This is a genomic window from Tolypothrix sp. PCC 7601 (assembly GCF_025677855.1).
In the GTDB taxonomy this organism is placed as follows: domain Bacteria; phylum Cyanobacteriota; class Cyanobacteriia; order Cyanobacteriales; family Nostocaceae; genus Aulosira; species Aulosira diplosiphon.
Genome location: NZ_CP064879.1, coordinates 3,500,480 through 3,521,757, shown reverse-complemented (window position 1 = coordinate 3,521,757; position 21,278 = coordinate 3,500,480). Strand labels below are relative to the sequence as shown.

The window sequence follows — 21,278 nt, the reverse complement described above, 5'->3', positions numbered from 1 at the left end:
AATTTTAGTTTAAAGGACATGGTACTATCTTGTCCTAAATCTAAGTCTAATGTTTTAAGTTTGTAATTTTCCGAACACGAGCCGCAACATTGCGATCGCAAGTCTCAACTCGTCTTGTGCAGATAGGACATTTTGCCTCAATGCAATCGCTATTAAAGCACCTTGATTACATACTGGCAAGGTCTAGGCTCCTCATGACAAAGGTTTTCAACTCCAGCATTGTATTGTTTGCTGAGTGTGGTTGCGATCGCATATTGACCAAGCCGATTTTATATTAAACAAACAAAACCCACGCAAGTGAGTTTAAATGCTGATGCTCTTGTTGGCTTCCATTTAATTACGAATTATGAATTACGAATTAGCAATTATTTGGTCAGCTGATCAACAACAAAACCTAACCAGGGTTTGATATTTCTAGGTAAATCAGAATTCAGGCGCAGGGGTAATTCTGGTGTCGAGAGAGATTGAGCGTAAGCAGGTGTGAGAAACGGTTGATAAATTTTCGCTTCTGGGGTTGACTGTTTGACAAACGCTAAGGTGACACCACGAACTAACTGACGCAGAGAATTGGTTTCGGAACCGCGCTTTTCTGGAAAAATGGTAGTGGCTGTACTAGCGCTATAGCTGGGATCGCTAATACTTAAGTGAGTTCCACCAATAGCGGTTAACAAATATTTGTTGCTTTGCAGTTGATTAAAAGGTGCTATTTGGTGTTTCAAGGACGGGGTTAGAGAATCTTCAGTGCTAGTTAAAATTAATACTGGATTATTAATTTTATTTAGACCTGTTTTACCAAACAGATTACCAACTACAGGGTTAAAAGCGATCGCACTTGTGACTCTTGGGTCTTTTAATTGTAGTTTCTTTTCTTTTAATGGCGCAGCCGCACACTGTAACCAATCCCCAGGTGATTCGTTGATAGAAAGAGAATTTTGACAGAATTGTCTGACTGCTTCTAAATCTACTTCTGGGCCTAACAAGGCTAAAGCCGTATAACCGCCCAAGGAATGACCGATAACAGTAACTTTATCAGTGTTAAATTTTCCTTGTAGCGTTCCTGATTGATTGTTGAGTTTGGCTAGTTCGTCCAGTAAAAAACTGATATCTTTGGGGCGATTAATAAATTCTGTAGCTGGTAGTATTTGGGCTAAATTTGTTGGCGTTGAGGTTTGATAAATAGAGTTATTTATCTTGCTATCTGGATGTTCAATCGCCGCTACAGTGAACCCGTAGGAAGCTAAATGACGCGCTAAGTAGCTCAAGAATTTGCGGTTTGCACCAAAACCAGGAGAAATTACAACTAATGGTGCTTGGGTGCTACCTTTACTCCAATAAATATCTACGGGAATGCTTCTTTGACGTTGCTTATCTTGTAGAGTAAGGGTTTGTTGTTGTACTGCTTCTTTACCAATAGCAGCGGGATCAAAGGTCGGTTGAAAAGTTGTAGTGTTTTTGACTAACAAATCTCTTTCTAGCAACGTACCTAAGGCTTGGCTTTGCAGGTAATTGCTGTTGAATTCTACGGCAATTTGAATGGCTTTAGTTGCATCTAATGTCACATTTTCTTCTGGGTAGGCTCGTAAAAACCCCAGCACACTCAAACCGTTAACTTGACGTAGAGAGAGGTTGAGTGCGGCTTGGAGACCTTCTACTGTACTACCTGGGATTGCAACTCCCAATGATGAAATTAACTGTTGACCTTGTGGCGATCGCACTAGGTCATCAAAAAACTTATCAGCCAAAGCTGGATCTACTTGTACGCGCCGATTCAATAATTCTTGAAATTGTGGAGTTAAGAAAGGGCGAAAAAGTTGGAGGTTTTCTGGAAGTTTTCCGGTTTTGGCAAATGCTTCAATATCGCCGATGGCGATCGCTTGCTGAAATGGCCCTAAGCGGATAGTGATTTTTTGGGCTGCTAAAGTTGAAGTCATCCCCGCACCCCAACTGAGTGCAATGGTGATGCTACATAGTAACCCTTGCACCCAAGATATTTTACGCTGTTGTTTGCTACGCCAAAAATGCATATTAGCCATTAATTATTTAGTTACAAAAAATTCATAACGCATAACTGTGACTCGACAATATACACTTTTGTTGCAGCCTGGGGACATAAATCCGCAAGCAGTGTCCCCAGTACTTAGATAAATCTAAAATCCAGAGAAGATAGTTCTAAGAATCCCGAAAACAGTACCTATAGGATTGAATATCACACCCAGGGTATCACCAGCCTGAGCTGTACCATTGCGGCTGACTACGACCACATCGTTATTGCGAAGTATAGGATTAGTTTGCTCGTTGATTCCTTTGGAGAAATCTACTTGTACTACACGTTTGGTTACAGTTCCATTGGGATTCAAGCGAATCAAATCTACAGCACCGCTTTTCGCTCTAGCATCGTTAAATCCACCAGCAGCTAGCAATGCTTGGTTTAATGAACTATTTGGCTTCAGGTCTACAGAGCCGGGTCTTTTAACTTCGCCTACTACACCAACTTGAATAACTGTGGGAGACAAAGTAGTAGTTGCTAATTGAGTCGCTTCTGCGGGGTTAATCTCAGTTGCTGTGGGGATAACAATTGTATCTCCATCTTGCACAATTACATCTTGGTTAACATCGCCACTCTGCAACAGTTGCCAAAGATTGATATCTATAGTTTGTTCTGTTCCAGTTCTGGTGGGGCGGCGGATTTTCAGATTGCGAATATCAGCTTGTGGTGTAATTCCCCCAGCTAGTTGAATTGACCGTGTGAGAGTTGGGAAACCAGTACCAGTAGCTCCACCATTTTGTCCTTCTGTACTACCTTGAGTAACAAGATAAGAACCAGGACGGTTAACTTCCCCAATTACTGCTACGGTGCGTGGTTTTGTAGGGTCGGCAGCAAAGTTAGCTGCAAACAAATTGCGTGCTTCTGCTACGTTAAAAGTAGTGGCAGTAGGTACAACGATGGTATCTCCATCTCTTAAGGTAATATCCTGCCCAATTGTGCCTGTTTGGATAAATTGTTTTAAATTCAGCGTTACTGTTTGCTCGCCAGTTCTGCCTACCTTGCGTCGCAACTGCACTTTAGTGACATCGGCTGCGAGTGTTACGCCTTCGGCTGTGGTCAGGGCTGCTAATACAGTTGGGTATTGTACACCGGGATTGTTTCCTGCGCCTCCCTGTAAGTTGAGAGTGTAAGCTCCTGGGCGTGTAACTTCCCCTGCTACGAAAATATTGATGGGGCGTGGTGATAGCAGGTTAACGGAAATTAGAGGACGTTTCAGATAGCGCGTGTATTTTTCGCTAATTAAATCAGCGGCCTGTTCGGTAGTTAGCCCGAGAACTGAGACACTGCCAATTAAGGGTAAGTTAATCGAGCCACCAGGGGGAACTTGGTATTCACCCGTATATTCTGGGACTTCAAATACGTTTACCCGTATCAGGTCGCCGCCGCCTAATAAATAATTAGTATCTATAACAGATGATACAGATGGCGCTGCAGGTGGTGTAGTTGGTGCTGTAGTAGGTGTTGTGAACTGAGCATTAGGTAATACTGGTCTTCTATTCGGTGATACCGGTTGTCCCTGAGCTTGACTGGCAGATGGCGCAGCAACATTAACAGCCGTTAACACAACCACACCCATAATTGACTGAGTGAGGATTTTAAGCAAACCTGTATTAAGCATATTTACCTAAGACTCTGAAACTACAATTGCTAAAATACTGTCTAAACATTTTAATCTTGACTATAGGGAATTACTCAAGTTCCGTCACATTCTTATTTTCTTATAAAAACTTGACCTTCCGGAGAAGTATTTGTTGCCGGAAATTGAACTTTCAGTAAAGCTAATTTAAAGTTTGGACAATTTAAATCTTAATTGATGGTAAATCTGGCAGTGATGTTACTGAAATATTTTTATAAATTTGCAAGTAAATATCAACTAAGTCTTGTTATTTACTTAATTATGCTGTGTTATTTGTAATTTGCCAGAAGTGTAACTTAGCTATTGCCTAACTTAATTCTCAGTATACTTAGCAGAAATTACCAATAGTAATCCTACACTTAATTGCATTAGTGAGACAAATTATGTTTATGTCGAATCTGTTGCATAAAAAACTCTTCAAGAGAGAGGCGCGACAAATTCATCGCCATAATTTGTCCTCCCATGAGACGGAGACTCGCTAAAAAATCATAGTAATTGTCTTGTTGTAGTGTGCCTTGCCAAGAACCATCAGCTTTAAACACTACATTAGGTAACCATCTCTCTAAAATGTCACCGTTACCGCCTATACCTTTAACTTCATATATGCTGGAGTCGCCTAATAGTTCATGGAAGGAACCAGTACAGATTAATTCCCCTTGAGCGAGAATGGCAACGCGATCGCATAATATTTCAACTTCACTAAGAATATGGCTGTTGAAGAAAATTGTCTTACCTGCGGCTTTGAGTTTTAAAATAATTTCCCGCATTTGGTAGCGACCTACAGGATCGAGACCAGACATCGGCTCATCTAGAAATATCACATTGGGATCGTTGATCAGTGCCTGAGCCATACCAACGCGTTGTAACATACCCTTGGAATAGCGACGCATCTGTTTTTTGCGTGCATCAGCCTGAGATAAACCGACTAATTCTAAGAGTTCGGGAATGCGTTGGCGTTGAATATGTTGGGGAATTTGGAATATTCCCGCCGCTAGCTGCAGAAATTCCCAGCCAGTGAGATAGTCATACAAATAGGGATTTTCTGGCAGGTAGCCAATATATTGCTTAACACTGCGATCGCCTAATGGTTTACCTAGTAATAATCCCCTGCCAGAGGTAGGGCGGATAATTCCTAGTAAAAGTTTTAACAGAGTGGTTTTCCCCGCACCATTGGGCCCTAGTAACCCAAAAGTTTCCCCTTGGTGAACAGTTAAAGAACAATTTTTGAGGGATGTAACTTTTTGATGCATCCAAAACCCAGTACGGTAGACTTTCCGCAACTCAGAAGTGAAGACTACGGGTGGTGCGTCAGGGGTATTTAGCTGAAAGTTAGGAGCGTCTACAACAGACTTCATCGCAGTTCCATAAACAATTACCAAATTTGCCAAAGTTATGCTGTAGGGCTATAACTTTGTTCACTATCAAGGGTACCCATTGGTTAGCAATAACTAACATGATTGTGAAAATTGTTGCCAATGAGGTACTTAACAGAGAGTTAACGGCAAAGCCTCTAGGACGCGATGACAGCCCAGCTAATTGGGGTATGGTAATCATTGGTGTCAACTTAAGCTAAAAGCGATATAGGGCGGGCGTTGTACAAATACCTCGCGCCCTCATCCCCTAACCCCTTCTCCCGCAGGAGAAGGGGAACTAAATCTCTGGCTCCCTTCTCCCTGTGGGAGAGGGGCTGGGGGTGAGGGCGAAACCTTGCACAAGAGAGGGTTTCACGTTAAGTTGACACCACTGCATGATAATTTCCCATACAAGCAAAATCCCACCCCCTGAACAGGAAGTGGGATGAGCTTTAGCATATTATGGTGATTGCTTTACAAAACCCCTTTGGAGCTGGGAATCATCCCAGCACGACGAGGGTCAATTTCTAATCCGATCCGCATTGCTCTAGCAAATGCTTTAAAAGTTGCTTCAATGATGTGATGGGAATTAATGCCATCTAACTGACGAATGTGCAATGTTAATTGGCTATGGTTAACCAGCGCCACGAAAAATTCCCTGACTAGTTGGGTGTCATAGGTTCCTACCCTCTGAGTAGGAATTTCTAAACCATAGCTGAGGTGGGGACGGCCAGAAAAGTCTAATGCTACTTGCACCAACGCTTCATCAAGTGGTGCAAGGAAATTACCAAAGCGGACAATACCTTTCCTGTCACCTAGCGCTTTACTCAAAGCCTGTCCTAGGGTAATACCCACATCTTCGTTAGTGTGGTGGTCATCAATTTCCCAATCTCCTTTAGCTTGGATATCCAAGTCAATCAGCCCGTGGGAGGCAATTTGATGCAGCATATGATCCAAAAAGGGAATCCCTGTAGCTGCCTTACAAATCCCTGTACCATCAAGGTTGACAGTAACTTGAACATCAGTTTCACCAGTTGTGCGATGAACAGAAGCAATCCGAGGGCTGGAATGAGATGGTTCGTGAGAGAAATTAATTTCGCGATCGCTAATTTGCATGGTTAGTGGGGATAGGGGACTGGGGATTGGGGAACTCGGGGCCCCCTCTGGGGATAAGGGGTAATGGGGATTGGGGATTGGGGAGATGAGGGGGATGAGGGGGATGAGGGGGATGAGGGAGATAAGGAAGAAATATCATTACCAATTACCCATTACCTATGCCCCATGCCCCATGCCCCATGCCCCATGCCCAATATCTACTACATCCCCATAATTTCATATCCTGCATCCACATATATGACTTGTCCTGTAATACCAGTGGACAAATCACTACACAAGAAAGCAGCTGTATTACCTACTTCTAGCTGGGTGACTGTGCGTCGTAGGGGAGCAACTTCTTCTACATGGTGAATCATATCTAAAATGCCGCCGACGGCGCTAGATGCCAAGGTGCGAATTGGCCCAGCGGAGATGGCATTAACGCGGATATTTTGTGGCCCCATTTCCGCCGCTAAATAACGTACACTAGCTTCCAACCCTGCCTTAGCAACTCCCATAATGTTATAGTTAGGAATCGCCCTAATGCTACCTAAATATGTGAGGGTGACGATACTTCCGCCTTCGGTCATTAAAGGTTTAGCTGCACCGCTCAACTGCACGAGGGAATAAGTACTAATTTGAAGTGCTGTGTTGAAGCCAGCGCGTGTTGTTTGGCTAAAATCTCCACTCAAATCGTCTTTATTAGCAAAAGCCAAGCAATGAACTAGGATGTCTAGCTTTCCCCATTTATCTCGAATGGTGTCAAAGGTAGATTGAATCTGTTCATCGTTTTGGACATCGCAAGGAAGAAATAAGCTGGGGTTAAGAGGTTCTACCAATTCCGCAACTTTTTTCTCCATTTTGCCTTTTTCATCAGGTAAGTAGGTAATACCTAAGTTAGCTCCAGCTTGGTGTAGTTGTTGGGCAATTCCCCAGGCAATTGAGCGGTTATTTGCAATACCTGTAACAAGGGCGTTTTTTCCAGTCAGATTCAGCATGAGAAATGGTGAGTGTAAACAATCATTAGGAGCATACTAGAATCTGAGGCTAGTTTATCTTTGTTTTACAGAGGATTTGTAAAAATGTTATTGGTAAGGGTTTTTACAAGAATAAAATTAAAGTTTATTCCTGAATAAATTCTCAAGAACTCTTGATTTTGTCTTTAAAAAAACATTGCTAATACAGCTAATGTAACTAGCTATTCAAGAAGTACTAGCTAAAAATATCAAAAATTATGTATCATAATAAACAAATAATTAGGAAACAATTATTTTGAGTATAGGAAAGTACAGAAAGGTTGACGGTGCTTTATTGATTTTTCAGGTGTATTCTTAGGTAATCAGTTTTTGTTTTTCCGGCATTGGGTAGGGGAAGGGAGATGATCGTGACACAAGATAAAGCCCTAGCAAATGTTTTTCGTCAGATGGCAACTGGAGCGTTTCCTCCAGTTGTAGAAACGTTTGAACGCAATAAAACGATCTTTTTTCCTGGCGATCCTGCTGAACGAGTTTATTTTCTTTTAAAAGGCGCTGTTAAGCTTTCCAGGGTGTATGAGGCAGGAGAAGAAATCACAGTAGCGCTGCTACGGGAAAATAGCGTTTTTGGTGTGTTGTCATTACTGACAGGAAACAAATCGGATAGGTTTTACCATGCCGTTGCATTTACCCCTGTAGAATTATTGTCAGCTCCTATTGAACAAGTAGAGCAGGCACTCAAGGAAAATCCAGAATTATCAATGTTAATGCTGCGAGGTCTTTCTTCGCGAATTTTACAAACAGAGATGATGATTGAAACCCTCGCGCACCGAGATATGGGTTCAAGGTTAGTGAGTTTTTTATTAATTCTCTGTCGAGATTTTGGTGTTCCTTGTGCAGATGGGATCACAATAGATCTGAAGCTATCTCATCAAGCGATCGCAGAAGCGATCGGTTCTACTCGTGTTACCGTCACCAGGTTACTCGGCGATTTACGTGAGAAAAAGATGATTTCTATTCACAAAAAGAAGATTACTGTGCATAAACCTGTTACTTTAAGTCGGCAATTTACTTAAAAGCAATTGGGGAAAGCAGAGGAGGCGAATGTTGTGTTTTTAGAAATCACACCACTATGGAGGTAAATCTAAAAATTGATGAAGTTCAGCAATTGCCAATCTCTGATTTCCCGCAGAAGATGTTTGAAAGTAGTAGGCTGTATCTGGAAGCATTTCGGTAGCTGAAGATGACCACTGGGTACATCCTCATTGCAGCAATTTTAATTCTAGGGGGCGTACTTGCCACCGTGGGCGATCGCATCGGCACACGAGTTGGCAAGGCGCGCCTTTCTTTGTTTAAATTACGTCCAAAAAATACGGCAGTCTTAGTAACGATTTTTACTGGTACTTTAATTTCAGCATCCACCCTCGCAATTTTATTTGCTGCTGATGAAGGATTACGCAAAGGGGTGTTTGAGTTAGAGGATATTCAAAAAGACCTCAGACAAAAACGCGAACAACTCAAAACTGCGGAAACCCAGAAAAGTCAAGTTGAAGGGGAACTAAATCAAGCGAGGAAAGAACAGTCCCAAGCCCAGCAAGACTTACAAGTGATCAATCAGTCCTTGCAGGCGGCGAATGCCAAACAACAGGTAACACAGGCTCAACTTAACCGCACTCTCAAGCAACAAGCACAAACCCAAAATCAGTTGCAACGCACTCAAAGCCAATTAGGCCAAGTCGTAGCACAATACCAAAAAGCAATCACAGAACTGCAAAGCGTTGAGGATGAGAAAAAGAGTCTGTTAGCGGAAATTGAGCAACGTAAAATAGAACGCCAAAGACTGTATGCTGAAGCCAAGAAAGCGATTGATGAAGCTAAAACAGCAATTGTCAAACGCGATCGCGAATTAGCCAACAGACAAGAAGCGATTGAACAACGGGATCAAAAAATTGCCCGCTTGGATAAACTCATTCAACAACGCAATCAAGAAGTTGCAGCCCGTGAACTAGTAATTGCTAAACGGGAATCTCGCCTAAAAGACTTAGAAAAGCAACAGAATTATCTAGAACAAGAAGTAGCCAGGCTGGAAAAATATTACCAGTCATATCGTGACCTGCGTTTAGGAAAATTGGCTTTAGTACGGGGTCAAGTTTTGGCGGCGGCTGTAGTTCAAGTAACTCAACCGACGGCGGCGCGTCAAGCAATTATTCAACTGCTCCAGGAAGCCAATCAGAATGCTATCCTCGAATTAGCTGAACCTGGAACAAATACCTTAAATAATGTAGAAATCCTGCATGTTACCCCAGATCGGATCGAGCAATTGATCAAGCAGATAAATGATGGTCGAGAATATGTCATCCGGATTTTCTCTGCTGGTAATTACGTCAGGGGAGAAAAGCAGATAGAATTCTTTGCTGATTCAGCGAGAAACCAACTGGTCTTTTCTGGAGGACAAGTACTAGCCAGTACTACAGCCGATCCCAAGACAATGACATCTTACCAACTTAGGCAAAGGCTGGATCTACTAATTTCTGCTTCGCAATTTCGCGCCCGAAATGCTGGCATTATTGAAAATGTTCAAATAGATGGCACTTTTCTGCGCTTTGTTTCCCAACTCAGGCAATCTGACCAAGCATTAGAGATTAAAGCGATCGCAGCTGAAGACACTTTCACAGCTGGGCCGCTGAGAGTCAAACTAGTGGCAGTAATCGGCGGCCAGGTTATTTTTAGTACGTAAAAAATTAACCAACTAGATATTAATCCGATTTAAGCTGATTTAAGCGGCTGATATATCTTGAACTTGTAGTTCAAAAATAGCCAGCAGTCTAAATGAGAGTGTGGTTACAGTTGAACTTTTAAATTTTAATTTGCTTATGAATCTCCGTGAATTCTCACCGACACAACCAGTCATTTTAGGCTTTGATCCCGGTCGAGATAAATGTGGATTAGCAGTGATCGGGCTAGATCGGCAACTACATTATCACCAAGTTGTACCAGCAAATGCCGCGATCGCTACCATTGAAACCCTGCGTCAAAAATACCCAATTTCCTTAATGGTAATGGGCGATCAAACTACAGCCAAGCAGTGGAAACAACGGCTGCAAAAAGAATTAGTAGAACCGTTAAATATTGTTTTGGTAGATGAACGCTATACCACCTTAGAAGCACGCGATCGCTATTGGCAAATGTATCCGCCTAAAGGACTGACAAAGCTATTACCGCAAGGTATGCGACAACCACCACGCCCAATAGATGACATTGTTGCCATTCTTTTAATTGAAAGATATCTTAATCGCCTAGCAGAATCAGTTAACAGTTAAAAATTGTCAGGAAACCATTACAGTTCGGCACGAATAGTAAAAGCATAGTCTCCTCCAGGCTCTAACTGATAATCTTGTTTCTCCAAGAAGCGACCTAAAGGTTCTTTAATTAAGGCGCGACCTTGAGAAGGCTTTACAGACAGTTCTCCCCGGCGAAAATGCCATTGGAACTGCCATTCATACTCACCCGCACTTACTTCGCCCTCAAGGAAGCCGTGTTGCCAAGATTGGCGGGTTATTTTGACATGGGCGATGGTTTCTGGCAGACGTTTAGCACTCACAATGCTGTATATCAAGTTAGGAATTAAAGTTAACCACGTAGGCTAATTCTTTTAATACCAAACATAGCGTAAATTCAGAAACTGACAAAGTGAGTATTGTAAATTGAGCCTATCGACTGAATTATCAGCTACATAAACTAACGATAGCCCAACGCCATAAAGAGTAGGCAATTTAATCATTCTTTGGTGACTTAAAACCTAGGTACTAGTAGATATATGGCCTTTTACTGCTAGCTAGAGTGCCTTCCTAAGAATCCTGTAAGCCAACAGCAATCCTTATATTTCTGATATTCTATGAGTGAAATCTACTCATGATTAGATGAGTCAGTACGACTAATTCCAGCTTGGAATATCTGTTGGGCGGTTACATTAAGATTCGGGAAAGTTGGTGATTGAATACGGTCTGTAGCCCTAAATTGACTAACTTGATATTCATCCTCAACTAAAAAGTAAATAGAAATCGTAGGTTGTTTAGGATTACCGATAAATTTACGAGCGCCAAGTGCAAGATAATCTACAATCCAATATTCAGGTATACCTATCTCCTCATATTTACCAACTTTTGTATGATAGTCATCACGCCAATTACTACTGACAACTTCAACTACTAAAGGTATGGATGCACCGTAAATTAAAGTCGATTCCTGCGCCCAAAGAGGTTCATGAGTAAGATTAGCTTGGTTTACTATTAGCACATCTGGTGAGTAAGCTGACTCATTTTCTGGAGGCTTAACTAAGGCTGTTTTAGGAATGATATAGGGAAGACCAGACTGATAGCATTGCACGCTTAGTATTATCGATAAAAATCCTGTAACCTCTTCATGTCCTCCTAAAGGCTGTGGCATATTAACTATTACTCCATCATGTAGTTCATAGCGTTCACTTTCAGGTTTCCACTCAGTAAATTCTGCAAAGGTTACTAAGTTACGTATGGTCTGAATCATTTTTTCAACTCAAACTTCTTGCTGTTATATAACTGTTATTTTATTGTGGAAATACATTTACATGAACTCCAAAAAATAAATTAACAACACATAGGGGCATGGCATCCCAAGATTTTTAGAAATTCCAATATCTTATCTACGCCATGCCCCTAAAATTTGGGTATGTTTTTAATTTTTGTCAGTCTTGAATTACATTAAACCTGTCTACACAGGCTGAGTTTTGTTAGCCGCGACATCAGTCTTGCGGCTCGAATAATTTTAAAATTTGAAGAAGAGAAGCATACAGCGATGCCTTGCCCTAAGGCATCGCGGATTTTAGATTCAATCTAAAATCCTAAATCGATTACCGATTTACTGCTGCTGCTTCCCGCGCTGCAGCTGCTTGGTCAGGATGGATACCTAAACGTGTCAGGTTGATCCGACCTTTGTTGTCAATTTCGCGCACTTTGACAATCACTTCATCGCCTACAGCTACTTCATCTTCAACTTTGCCAACGCGGTAGTCAGCTAGTTGGGAAATGTGAATCATGCCTTCTTTTCCAGGCAGAAATTCCACAAAAGCACCAATAGGTATAATGCGGGTAACTCGTCCCACATAGACATCACCTTCGTGCAATTTACGAGTCATGCCTTGGATGATATTTCTAGCTTTCTTCGCCTTACTTTCATCCACAGCAGAAATCGTGACGGTGCCATCGTCTTCGATGTCCACTTTTGCACCTGTTTCTTCAGTGATGCCTTTAATGGTCTTACCTCCAGGCCCAATCACCAGACCAATCATGTCAGGATCAATCTTGATGGTCAATAAACGTGGTGCATAGGGTGAGGTTTCTGTGCGTGGTGTGTCGATGGTTTGCAGCATTTTGTCTAAAATGTGCAAGCGGGCTGACTTAGCTTGATGGACTGCTTGGGCAATAATGTCCAATGACAGACCGGAAATTTTCATGTCCATTTGTAAGGCAGTAATTCCCGTATCCGTACCAGCGACTTTAAAGTCCATGTCGCCTAAAAAGTCTTCAATGCCCTGGATATCCGTGAGAACGCGGACTTCATCACCTTCTTTAATCAAACCCATCGCCGCACCACTGACGGGCTTGAGAATTGGTACACCAGCATCCATTAAGGCTAGAGTGGAACCACAGACTGAACCCATTGAGGTGGAACCGTTGGAAGATAGCACTTCCGATACCACGCGAATCACGTAGGGGAATTGTTCTTTGGGTGGTAGCACTGGTAACAGCGCTCTTTCGGCTAATGCCCCGTGACCGATTTCCCGCCGTCCTGGGGCGCGCATCGGCTTCGTTTCCCCAACTGAGAAGGGAGGGAAGTTGTAATGGTGTAAGTAGCGTTTAGATTGGTCTGTTTGCAAGTCATCGTTGAGGTTTTGGGCATCTCCGGGAGTACCAAGGGTACAGGCAGATAATACCTGGGTGAGTCCCCGATTAAACAAGCCGCTACCGTGAACGCGCTTAGGTAAAACATCGACTAAACAAGAAACCGGACGCACTTCATCGAGTTTGCGACCATCAACGCGGACGTTGTCTTCAATGATTTGACGGCGCATGAAGTGCTTGGTAATTTCCTTGAAGGTGTTACCTAGGGCTTTGCTATTGGCGGCTGTAGCAACGCGAACTGGGTCTTCTTCAGGGAGTTCTGCGATCGCATTGGCAATACTTTCCTTAACTACATCCAAAGCGGCATCGCGTTCTGGCTTAGTTAGTTCAAATTGCGCGAGAATTTTCTTAATCTCTTCACTGGCGCGATCGCTAATAAACTTGTCTAAAGTTTGATCTACTTCTGGGGGAGTTGCTTGCACAATTTCTAGACCTAGTTCTGCAACTAAATCTTGTTGTGCTTTGATTAAATCCCGCACAGCTTCGTAGCCAAAATCAATCGCCTCAATAATATCGCGCTCTGGTAACTGGTTGGCTCCCGCCTCGACCATGATTACTCCATCTGGTGAACCTGCTACTATCAGATCCAAGTCTCCAGCTTCAATTTCTGCGTAGGTTGGGTTAATGACAAAATCATCACCTACTAAGCCTACCCTCACTGCTGCCATTGGGCCATTAAAGGGAATTTGAGCAATTAGGGTAGCAATAGAAGCACCTGTAACAGCTAACACATCGGGCGGTACTTGCTCATCCATTGACAATGTCAAAGCGACTATTTGCAAGTCATCGCGCAACCATGAAGGGAACAGCGGACGCAGGGGACGGTCTATCAGACGGCTAGTAAGAATTGTTTTTTCTGGGGGACGACCTTCACGCCGCATGATCCCGCCGGGAATCCTACCCGCAGCATATAGTCTTTCTTCGTAATCTACTGTGAGGGGAAGAAAATCAATGCCTTCTCTGGCTTGCGATCGCGTAGCCGTCACCAAAACAGCTGTATCCCCTGATTGTATCAAAACCGACCCACCAGCCTGGGGAGCTAGTAGGCCAACCTTCAGTCGAATATCCCGTCCGTCAAAGGATATTGACTTATCAACTTCTGTCATTCAGTTTTTTTTCCTTCTATGCACGCTATTCTCTCTCTGTGGCAATCCTAACATTTCTGCCCTCTAGCTGGCTTCAGGTACATACAAAGATAAACAACTTTGTCAACATAAAGCACGATACATCATCAGTGCGTCTATCACTTGCCCATCAGCTAACTTAGCCGCTTGGGGAATGCGTCCAATAATCTCAAATCCTAATGTCTGCCACAGGGTAATTGACGGTATATTAGTTTCAAAGACCAAATTAAACATTACTGCCTCGTAGCCTAGGCTAGTTGCGATCGCTAGCATCGCCTCTCCCATAAACCGCCCTATGCCCTGACCCCGCAATTGTGGTTGTACAATAAAACCAGCGTTGCAAATATGGCTACACCGGCCGGGAAAGTTTGGTTTTAGATAAAAAGCCCCTAATATATCTTTGGCTTTGTGTGTAGCACCCTGCTCAACAGCCCTAACAACAAAGGCATCCTGACTCAACCAATAAGCCGCAAATTCTGCCACAGAAAGGGGTTGCTTTTGAGGATAGGTTTTACCTTCAGTAATTACTAGATTTAATAATGCTCTCACTTCTTCCTGTTCTTGTGGATGCATATAATCTAGCTCTATGAACATGCCATTTTTTATAAATTGATGATGTGGCAATTGCATTATTATAAATTTTTATTTATCCTTAACTTTTCCTTGTTTATTATATTAAATCAAGGATAAATTAAATATGAAACGAGCAATTTTATAAATCTAGTATAGTGATGATGCCAGCAAAATTAATCTTAATTTGCGAGTTATAGATTAGTGAAACTTTTTAGTTTTATGGTAATACTCTCCCTAGATAAATCAAGCAAATGCTGCCAAATATGAAGATAGTAAATTTAGGATTGTTATTAAATAAATTCAACAAAATAGTGGTGCGGAAATCATGTATGACTATCTTCAAGTCATTAACGTAACGGATTATTAACAAATTTATTCTTGATTTAAGTAAAGCATATAAGTAGTGGAACGGTAGTTAGGAAATGGCAATTTTACACGGTATTTGGTTAAATAAACAGCAAAACAGTAGTTTATTTATTTGGGGAGAAACTTGGCGTTCTGCACAGGATAATGCTGATAGTAATGTTGGTTTTGATATTCCCTCCAATCCCTTGGCAATGGCTCCACAAGAGTTAAGCGAGTGGTTGCGTTCGCGAAATCTGACAATTCCTAATTTAAATCCAGAACCTCAGATGGCTGTTAGCACCGGCAGAAAACGTCAAAGTGCAACTGTTACGGAAGTAAAATTGCCCAGCGAATCCCAAATTATTGCTTTACCAACTCAAATATCAGCAGGTAGCATTTTTCCTCTACATTCTGCGGTTGTGGAAACGCCAACATCGTCTCAAGCACCAGATTCTCAGCAATATCTGCACCCTTGGCAAGTGGAGGGTTTTTGCTTAAACCCCAACGCCGCTATGAAATTTTTGGCTTCTCTGCCATTAAGTAGTATTAGCGGCAATGATGCCTTTTTAAGCGGAGATTTACGCTTTTGGTCGCAAGTAGCTAGATGGAGTTTAGATTTAATTTCTAGATGTAAATTTCTGCCTCATATTTCTAAAGAAACTGATAGTTTTGTTGCTAGTTGGCAAGTACTTTTAGATAGTGCTGTAGATGGCACAAGGTTAGAGAAATTTTCGCAGTTAATGCCCTTAGCTTGTCGGACATATCAAGAAAGTGCTGAGTTCCAAGTGCTGAGTGCTGAGTTAAGAGAACAAGACCCAGCACTCATGACTCAGTACCCATCACTGAATTTACCTTTACAGCCGCAAGAATTACTATTAGGATTTCTCAATAGTACGATTGATGCCCAAGTTAGAGAAATGATTGGTTCTCAACCCTTAGTGGAAAATAGGGTGATGGCATCTTTACCAGCTGGAGTGCGACAGTGGTTGCAAAGCTTAACGGGTGAATCGGCAAAAGTTAGTGCAGACGCAATGGGTGTGGATAGGCTACAAGCAGCAATGAACGCTTGGACGATGCCGCTACAATACCAATTAACTTATAAAAGTTTGTTTCGTACCTGCTTTGAATTGCGATCGCCTGAAGCTGGAGAATCAGAATGGAAATTGGTATATTATCTGCAAGCTGCCGACGATTCAGAATTTTTAGTAGATGCAGCAACGATTTGGCAGCATCCAGTTGAGCAATTAGTGTATCAAAATCGCACCATTGAACAACCCCAAGAAACATTCCTGCGCGGTTTGGGGTTAGCTTCGCGATTATATCCTGCGATCGCACCTAGTTTAGAAAGTGAATATCCGGATTCATTTAGCCTTAACCCCATCCAGGCTTATGAATTTATTAAGTCTGTAGCTTGGAGGTTAGAAGATAGCGGCTTAGGGGTAGTTTTACCACCCAGCTTGGCAAATCGTGAAGGATGGGCGAACCGTTTGGGTTTAAAAATTACCGCCGAAACACCCAATCAAAAGCAGGGACGCTTAGGATTACAAAGTTTGCTGAATTTTCAATGGAAATTGGCGATTGGTGGACAAACGATTTCTAAAGCGCAATTTGACAGGTTGGTAGCATTAAATAGCCCACTGGTAGAAATTAACGGCGAGTGGGTAGAGTTACGTCCCCAAGATATTAAAACTGCCCAAGCATTTTTTGCTTCTCGAAAAGAAAAAATGTCCCTCTCCTTAGAAGATGCTTTGCGGCTGGGTACAGGAGATACCCAAGCCATAGAAAAATTACCAGTCGTGAGTTTTGAAGCATCTGGTGCATTACAAGAATTAATTGGGGCCTTAACCAATAATCAGGCGATCGCACCTTTACCCACACCTGCTAACTTTAAAGGAGAGTTGCGACCTTATCAACAACGTGGTGCTGCTTGGCTAGCCTTCCTCGAACGCTGGGGTTTGGGTGCTTGTCTCGCGGACGACATGGGTTTAGGAAAATGTGTCGCACCTGATACATTGATCAATATTAATGGCAGCTTACTTACAGCTGAGGCAATTTGGACAAATTACGCTAGTGAAACAGAATTTGATGGCGAAGGATTTTGGACTGTTCCTACCAAGAAATTACTAGTTAATTCCATAGATAACCAAACAGGTAAGATTGTTCAAGCAGAAATTCAACATTTATATCGGCAGCAGGTACGGGAGAATTTACGAAAAGTCACCTTACAAGATGGCAGCAGTATTACTATTACATATCGTCACAAACTCTTGACTAATCAAGGTTGGACAAATGACTTAAAAGTAGGTGATTACGTTTGTGTCCCAGCCAAAATGCTATGGAATGGTCAAAAACAAGACCCAGATTTAGTTAAGTTTCTAGCTTGGCAAATTGCTGAAGGGCATGAGTTAACAGAAGTGGGAAGAGTTACTGTATCTCAAAAAGATATCAGAGTCCTCGAAAATCTACTCCAAATTTTTCACCGCCTAGGAAAGCGCTATAACCTCAAAATTAACAGCCCAAATGTCTGTACTTTTCCCAACAGAGTGTCGTGTCTTCGAGTTAACAGCCAAGCCTATCGACGATTTTTAGAAGGTAAAGGTTACGTTTGGGGCAAACTGTCAGCAGAAAAATCGATTCCGTCCTTTATTATGCAAGCAGATTCGGACAGTGTGCGGCTGTTTTTGCAGAACTATTTTGATGCTGAATCTGCTGTGGTGTTGAATATGGGTAGTATTGAAATTGCTACAGCCTCAGCTTTACTAATTCAACAGCTTTCCACACTGCTGCGACGCTTTGGCATTTGGTTGAGAATATCAACTAGACAGAAATGTGCTACCAATGGAACTCGTACTTTGCGTACCTATTATATTGGTGTGATTGGTGGAAATTCTGCCCGCAGATTCTTACAAGAAATTGGTTTTAGCAACACAGAAAAACAACAGAAATTAATAACAATTTGTCAACGCATTAGTAATACAAACGTTGAAGGTATCCCGGCTGCTCAACTAGTAGCCCAAACTGTTAGCAATACTGGGTTACCATTGCGCCATTTAGGAATGCACAACAATGTTTATATTAATGGCTCGCAACAGTTTTCTCGAGATAGTTTACAACAAGTCATCGCTGGGATGAATCGCGTTATCAGCGGAGAGTCTCAGCAGCAGTACCAGTCCCTAAAACCTTCCAAGTGGACAAATAGAACTCTGGAAGCATATTCTCGCATAGATGTACAACAGTTGAGCTTAACGCAGCAATCTTTACAAAGACTCCTCGATCAAGAAGTTTTTTACTGCAAAATTGAAAATATTGAAGATATCGATTATGAGGGTTGGGTTTATGACTTAGAAGTAAGGGAAAACCACAATTTTGTGGCTAACAATATTATTTGTCATAACACTATTCAATTCATCGCTTTTCTATTACACCTCAAAGAACAGGATGCATTAGAAAAACCGACTCTCTTAGTTTGTCCCACTTCTGTATTAGGGAACTGGGAACGAGAAGTTAAAAGATTTGCTCCCACACTCAAAATTTTACAATATCACGGTGATAAACGCCCCAAAGGTAAGGCGTTTACAGATGCGGTGAAAAAGTATAATTTAGTCGTCACCAGTTACTCACTAATTCACCGGGATTTAAAATCATTGCAGAGTGTGGAGTGGCAAGCCATAGTATTAGATGAAGCGCAGAATGTGAAAAATTCTGATGCCAAGCAATCCCAAGCAGTTCGGCAAATAGAAGCCGCATTTCGCATTGCTTTAACTGGTACGCCAGTAGAAAATAGATTGCAAGAACTTTGGTCTATTTTAGACTTTCTCAATCCTGGTTATTTGGGAAATAAGCAGTTCTTTCAACGCAGGTTTGCCATGCCAATTGAAAAGTATGGTGATTCTGCTTCATTAAATCAATTACGTTCCTTAGTACAACCGTTTATTCTGCGGCGACTGAAAACAGATCGTGATATTATTCAAGACTTGCCCGAAAAGCAAGAAATGACGGTATTTTGTGGGCTAACTCCCGAACAAGCGACGCTTTATCAAAAAGTGGTGGAAGAGTCTTTAGCAGAGATTGATACCGCCACAGGATTACAACGCCGAGGAATGATTTTAGCTTTATTAATTAAGCTCAAACAAGTCTGCAATCATCCAGCCCAATATTTAAAAGCAGCCAGCTTAGACAAATATCATTCCGGCAAACTTCAGCGCTTGGATGAAATGTTAGAAGAAGCTTTAGCAGAAGGCGATCGCGCTTTAATTTTCACCCAATTTGCCGAATGGGGTAAATTACTCAAACCCCATTTAGAAAAACAGCTAGGACGCGAAATATTTTTCTTGTACGGTAGTACTAGTAAAAAACAACGTGAGGAAATGATTGACCGTTTCCAACACGACCCCCAAGGGCCACCAATTATGATTCTCTCTTTAAAAGCTGGGGGTGTGGGGTTAAATTTAACCAGAGCAAATCACGTCTTTCACTTTGATAGATGGTGGAACCCCGCAGTTGAAAATCAAGCCACAGACCGAGTATTTCGGATTGGTCAAACTCGCAATGTGCAAGTACATAAATTTGTTTGTACAGGCACATTAGAAGAAAAAATTCACGACATGATTGAAAGTAAAAAACAACTTGCAGAACAAGTTGTAGGTGCAGGGGAAGATTGGCTAACTGAATTAGATACAGACCAACTCCGTAATTTACTATTACTGGATCGCAGTTCGGTAATTGAAGAAGATGCCGAATAATTTAGTAGTTACAACCAAATTATTCTGCACGTCATAATTCTCGATGTAGGGTGTGTTGTCGCATAGCGCAAAGCACCATTAAAAATTTCAGGTGCTACACCCTCCGCAATAACAAAAAATCTAAATTTATATTTAATAGATAATATCTTTATCTCTAGACTGTACGATTATGTCCAATCACTTTACCCACGGTTATGCTTTGTTAATTGGAGTTGGTAGCACAGCCGAACCAAAATGGTCATTACCCGTAACAGTCAAAGATGTGCAAGCAATAAAAACCGTGCTAACCGGTAAAGATTTGTGTGCCTATGATTCCGCAAATATTCGCTTATTGCAGAATGAGCAGACAACACGTAGTGCAATTATCGCTGGATTAACCTGGTTACAAGAAAAAGCAGCAAGCGATCGCAATGCCACAATAGTAGTTTATTACTCCGGTCATGGATGCTTTGACCTAGCAAGCCAGTGTTATTACTTACTACAACATGACTTCAATTCCTCAGATATTGCTAAAACCGCCCTATCTGCCTCAGACTTTACACAAGCCTTGCGTCAAATTCCAGCAAAGCGGTTGTGGGTAGTAATTGATAGCTGTCATGCAGAAGGTATGGCTACTTCCAAAGGCGAACTACCTGCAGATTTTATCGCCACAGCCTTACCCAAGGGTGTTATAGATGACTTGAAGCACGGAGAAGGAAGGGCAGTATTTACATCATCCAGGGGTAATCAGAGTTCTTACATCCGCCCTGATGCTACCATGAGCCTCTACACTTATCATCTCGTTGAGGCATTGCGGGGAGCGGCTAACAAGCCAGGAGACACCACAGTGATGCTCTCCAACCTCATCAATCATTTAGGAAAAACTGTGCCAGAAAGCGCTAGAACCCTGTGGAGACAAGAACAAACACCATTTTTTGATACAGCAATGGAAGATTTCCCAATAGCCATGTTGCGCGGCGGAAAAGGAGTAGCAAACTCAACCCCAGACTCGCCTAAAATCATGAGCGATCGCGAAGTCGTCACACCTGCACTCGCAAGAGCAAAACGAGCATTAGCTATTTTAGAAGAACAAGCCGCTTCCTATGGAATCAGGATTCCCGTAGATTTGCAGATTGAATTAGAAGAAAAACGCCGACAAGTAATTGAATTAGAATCCCGCCATCAAAGAACCGGATTAGATTAATTAAATTACACAGGTAGGGGCAAGGCAATTTAAGCTAAAAGCGATATAGGGCGGGTGTTGTACAAATACCTCGCGCCCTCATCCCCTAACCCCTTCTCCCCCAGGAGAAGGGGAAATAAATCTCTTGCTCCCTTCTCCCTGTGGGAGAGGGGCTGGGGGTGAGGGCGAAACCTCTTGCAACCAAGCGGGTTTCACGTTCAGTTGACACCACTGGGCATTGCCTTACCCTGAAAATTATATTGACTTCCAAGTGATTTACACCAACCTT

The 21,278-nt window shown here is 42.2% G+C and carries 14 protein-coding genes; 5 read left to right on the top strand and 9 right to left on the bottom strand.

Going from position 1 to position 21,278, the window contains the following annotated elements; genetic code table 11:
• Window positions 1-365: 365 nt before the first annotated feature.
• The 5 genes from HG267_RS14725 to fabI all read right to left on the bottom strand — a co-directional run bounded on the left by HG267_RS14725 (window position 366) and on the right by fabI (window position 7,128).
• Window positions 366-2,024, bottom strand: coding sequence for an alpha/beta hydrolase (locus HG267_RS14725; protein WP_045872740.1), 1,659 nt, complete (start codon window positions 2,022-2,024; stop codon window positions 366-368).
• A 123-nt stretch (window positions 2,025-2,147) separates the two neighbouring features.
• Window positions 2,148-3,665, bottom strand: a complete 1,518-nt coding sequence (locus HG267_RS14720; protein ID WP_045872651.1) for an SLBB domain-containing protein — start codon at window positions 3,663-3,665, stop codon at window positions 2,148-2,150.
• Between the two features lie 386 nt (window positions 3,666-4,051).
• Window positions 4,052-5,038 carry an ABC transporter ATP-binding protein gene (locus HG267_RS14715; protein ID WP_045872650.1) on the bottom strand — a complete coding sequence of 329 codons (987 nt, stop codon included), beginning with the start codon at window positions 5,036-5,038 and terminating at the stop codon, window positions 4,052-4,054.
• Between the two features lie 471 nt (window positions 5,039-5,509).
• Complete coding sequence (gene hisB, locus HG267_RS14710; protein ID WP_045872649.1) at window positions 5,510-6,151, bottom strand: imidazoleglycerol-phosphate dehydratase HisB; 642 nt, start codon at window positions 6,149-6,151, stop codon at window positions 5,510-5,512.
• A gap of 200 nt (window positions 6,152-6,351) precedes the next feature.
• Window positions 6,352-7,128 carry an enoyl-ACP reductase FabI gene (gene fabI, locus HG267_RS14705; protein ID WP_045872648.1) on the bottom strand — a complete coding sequence of 259 codons (777 nt, stop codon included), beginning with the start codon at window positions 7,126-7,128 and terminating at the stop codon, window positions 6,352-6,354.
• Between the two features lie 380 nt (window positions 7,129-7,508).
• Between fabI and ntcA the strand changes: the two genes are divergently transcribed.
• From ntcA to HG267_RS14690, 3 genes are all read left to right on the top strand, one after another.
• Window positions 7,509-8,180 carry a global nitrogen regulator NtcA gene (ntcA, locus tag HG267_RS14700; protein ID WP_010998529.1) on the top strand — a complete coding sequence of 224 codons (672 nt, stop codon included), beginning with the start codon at window positions 7,509-7,511 and terminating at the stop codon, window positions 8,178-8,180.
• 167 nt (window positions 8,181-8,347) lie between these two features.
• The gene (locus tag HG267_RS14695) at window positions 8,348-9,841 is read left to right on the top strand and encodes a DUF3084 domain-containing protein (protein WP_045872647.1); all 1,494 of its coding nucleotides are present in this window, start codon (window positions 8,348-8,350) and stop codon (window positions 9,839-9,841) included.
• Between the two features lie 136 nt (window positions 9,842-9,977).
• Window positions 9,978-10,424 carry a pre-16S rRNA-processing nuclease YqgF gene (locus HG267_RS14690; protein ID WP_045872739.1) on the top strand — a complete coding sequence of 149 codons (447 nt, stop codon included), beginning with the start codon at window positions 9,978-9,980 and terminating at the stop codon, window positions 10,422-10,424.
• Window positions 10,425-10,441: 17 nt separating this feature from the next.
• Here HG267_RS14690 and HG267_RS14685 read toward each other — a convergent pair whose 3' ends face one another.
• The 4 genes from HG267_RS14685 to HG267_RS14670 all read right to left on the bottom strand — a co-directional run bounded on the left by HG267_RS14685 (window position 10,442) and on the right by HG267_RS14670 (window position 14,797).
• Window positions 10,442-10,705, bottom strand: coding sequence for a DUF3146 family protein (locus tag HG267_RS14685; protein ID WP_045872646.1), 264 nt, complete (start codon window positions 10,703-10,705; stop codon window positions 10,442-10,444).
• Between the two features lie 305 nt (window positions 10,706-11,010).
• Window positions 11,011-11,649: a Uma2 family endonuclease gene (locus HG267_RS14680; RefSeq protein ID WP_045872645.1), complete on the bottom strand. Its 639-nt coding sequence runs from the start codon at window positions 11,647-11,649 to the stop codon at window positions 11,011-11,013.
• Between the two features lie 343 nt (window positions 11,650-11,992).
• On the bottom strand, window positions 11,993-14,149 hold the full coding sequence (locus HG267_RS14675) for a polyribonucleotide nucleotidyltransferase (RefSeq protein WP_045872644.1): 2,157 nt from the start codon (window positions 14,147-14,149) through the stop codon (window positions 11,993-11,995).
• Between the two features lie 102 nt (window positions 14,150-14,251).
• A complete protein-coding gene (locus HG267_RS14670; RefSeq protein WP_045872643.1) occupies window positions 14,252-14,797 on the bottom strand; it encodes a GNAT family N-acetyltransferase in 546 nt (181 codons plus the stop codon).
• Between the two features lie 365 nt (window positions 14,798-15,162).
• Between HG267_RS14670 and HG267_RS14665 the strand changes: the two genes are divergently transcribed.
• Window positions 15,163-19,827, top strand: coding sequence for an SNF2-related protein (locus HG267_RS14665; protein WP_045872642.1), 4,665 nt, complete (start codon window positions 15,163-15,165; stop codon window positions 19,825-19,827).
• Between the two features lie 169 nt (window positions 19,828-19,996).
• The gene (locus HG267_RS14660) at window positions 19,997-21,010 is read left to right on the top strand and encodes a caspase domain-containing protein (RefSeq protein WP_063749840.1); all 1,014 of its coding nucleotides are present in this window, start codon (window positions 19,997-19,999) and stop codon (window positions 21,008-21,010) included.
• The last annotated feature ends 268 nt before the right edge of the window (window positions 21,011-21,278 follow it).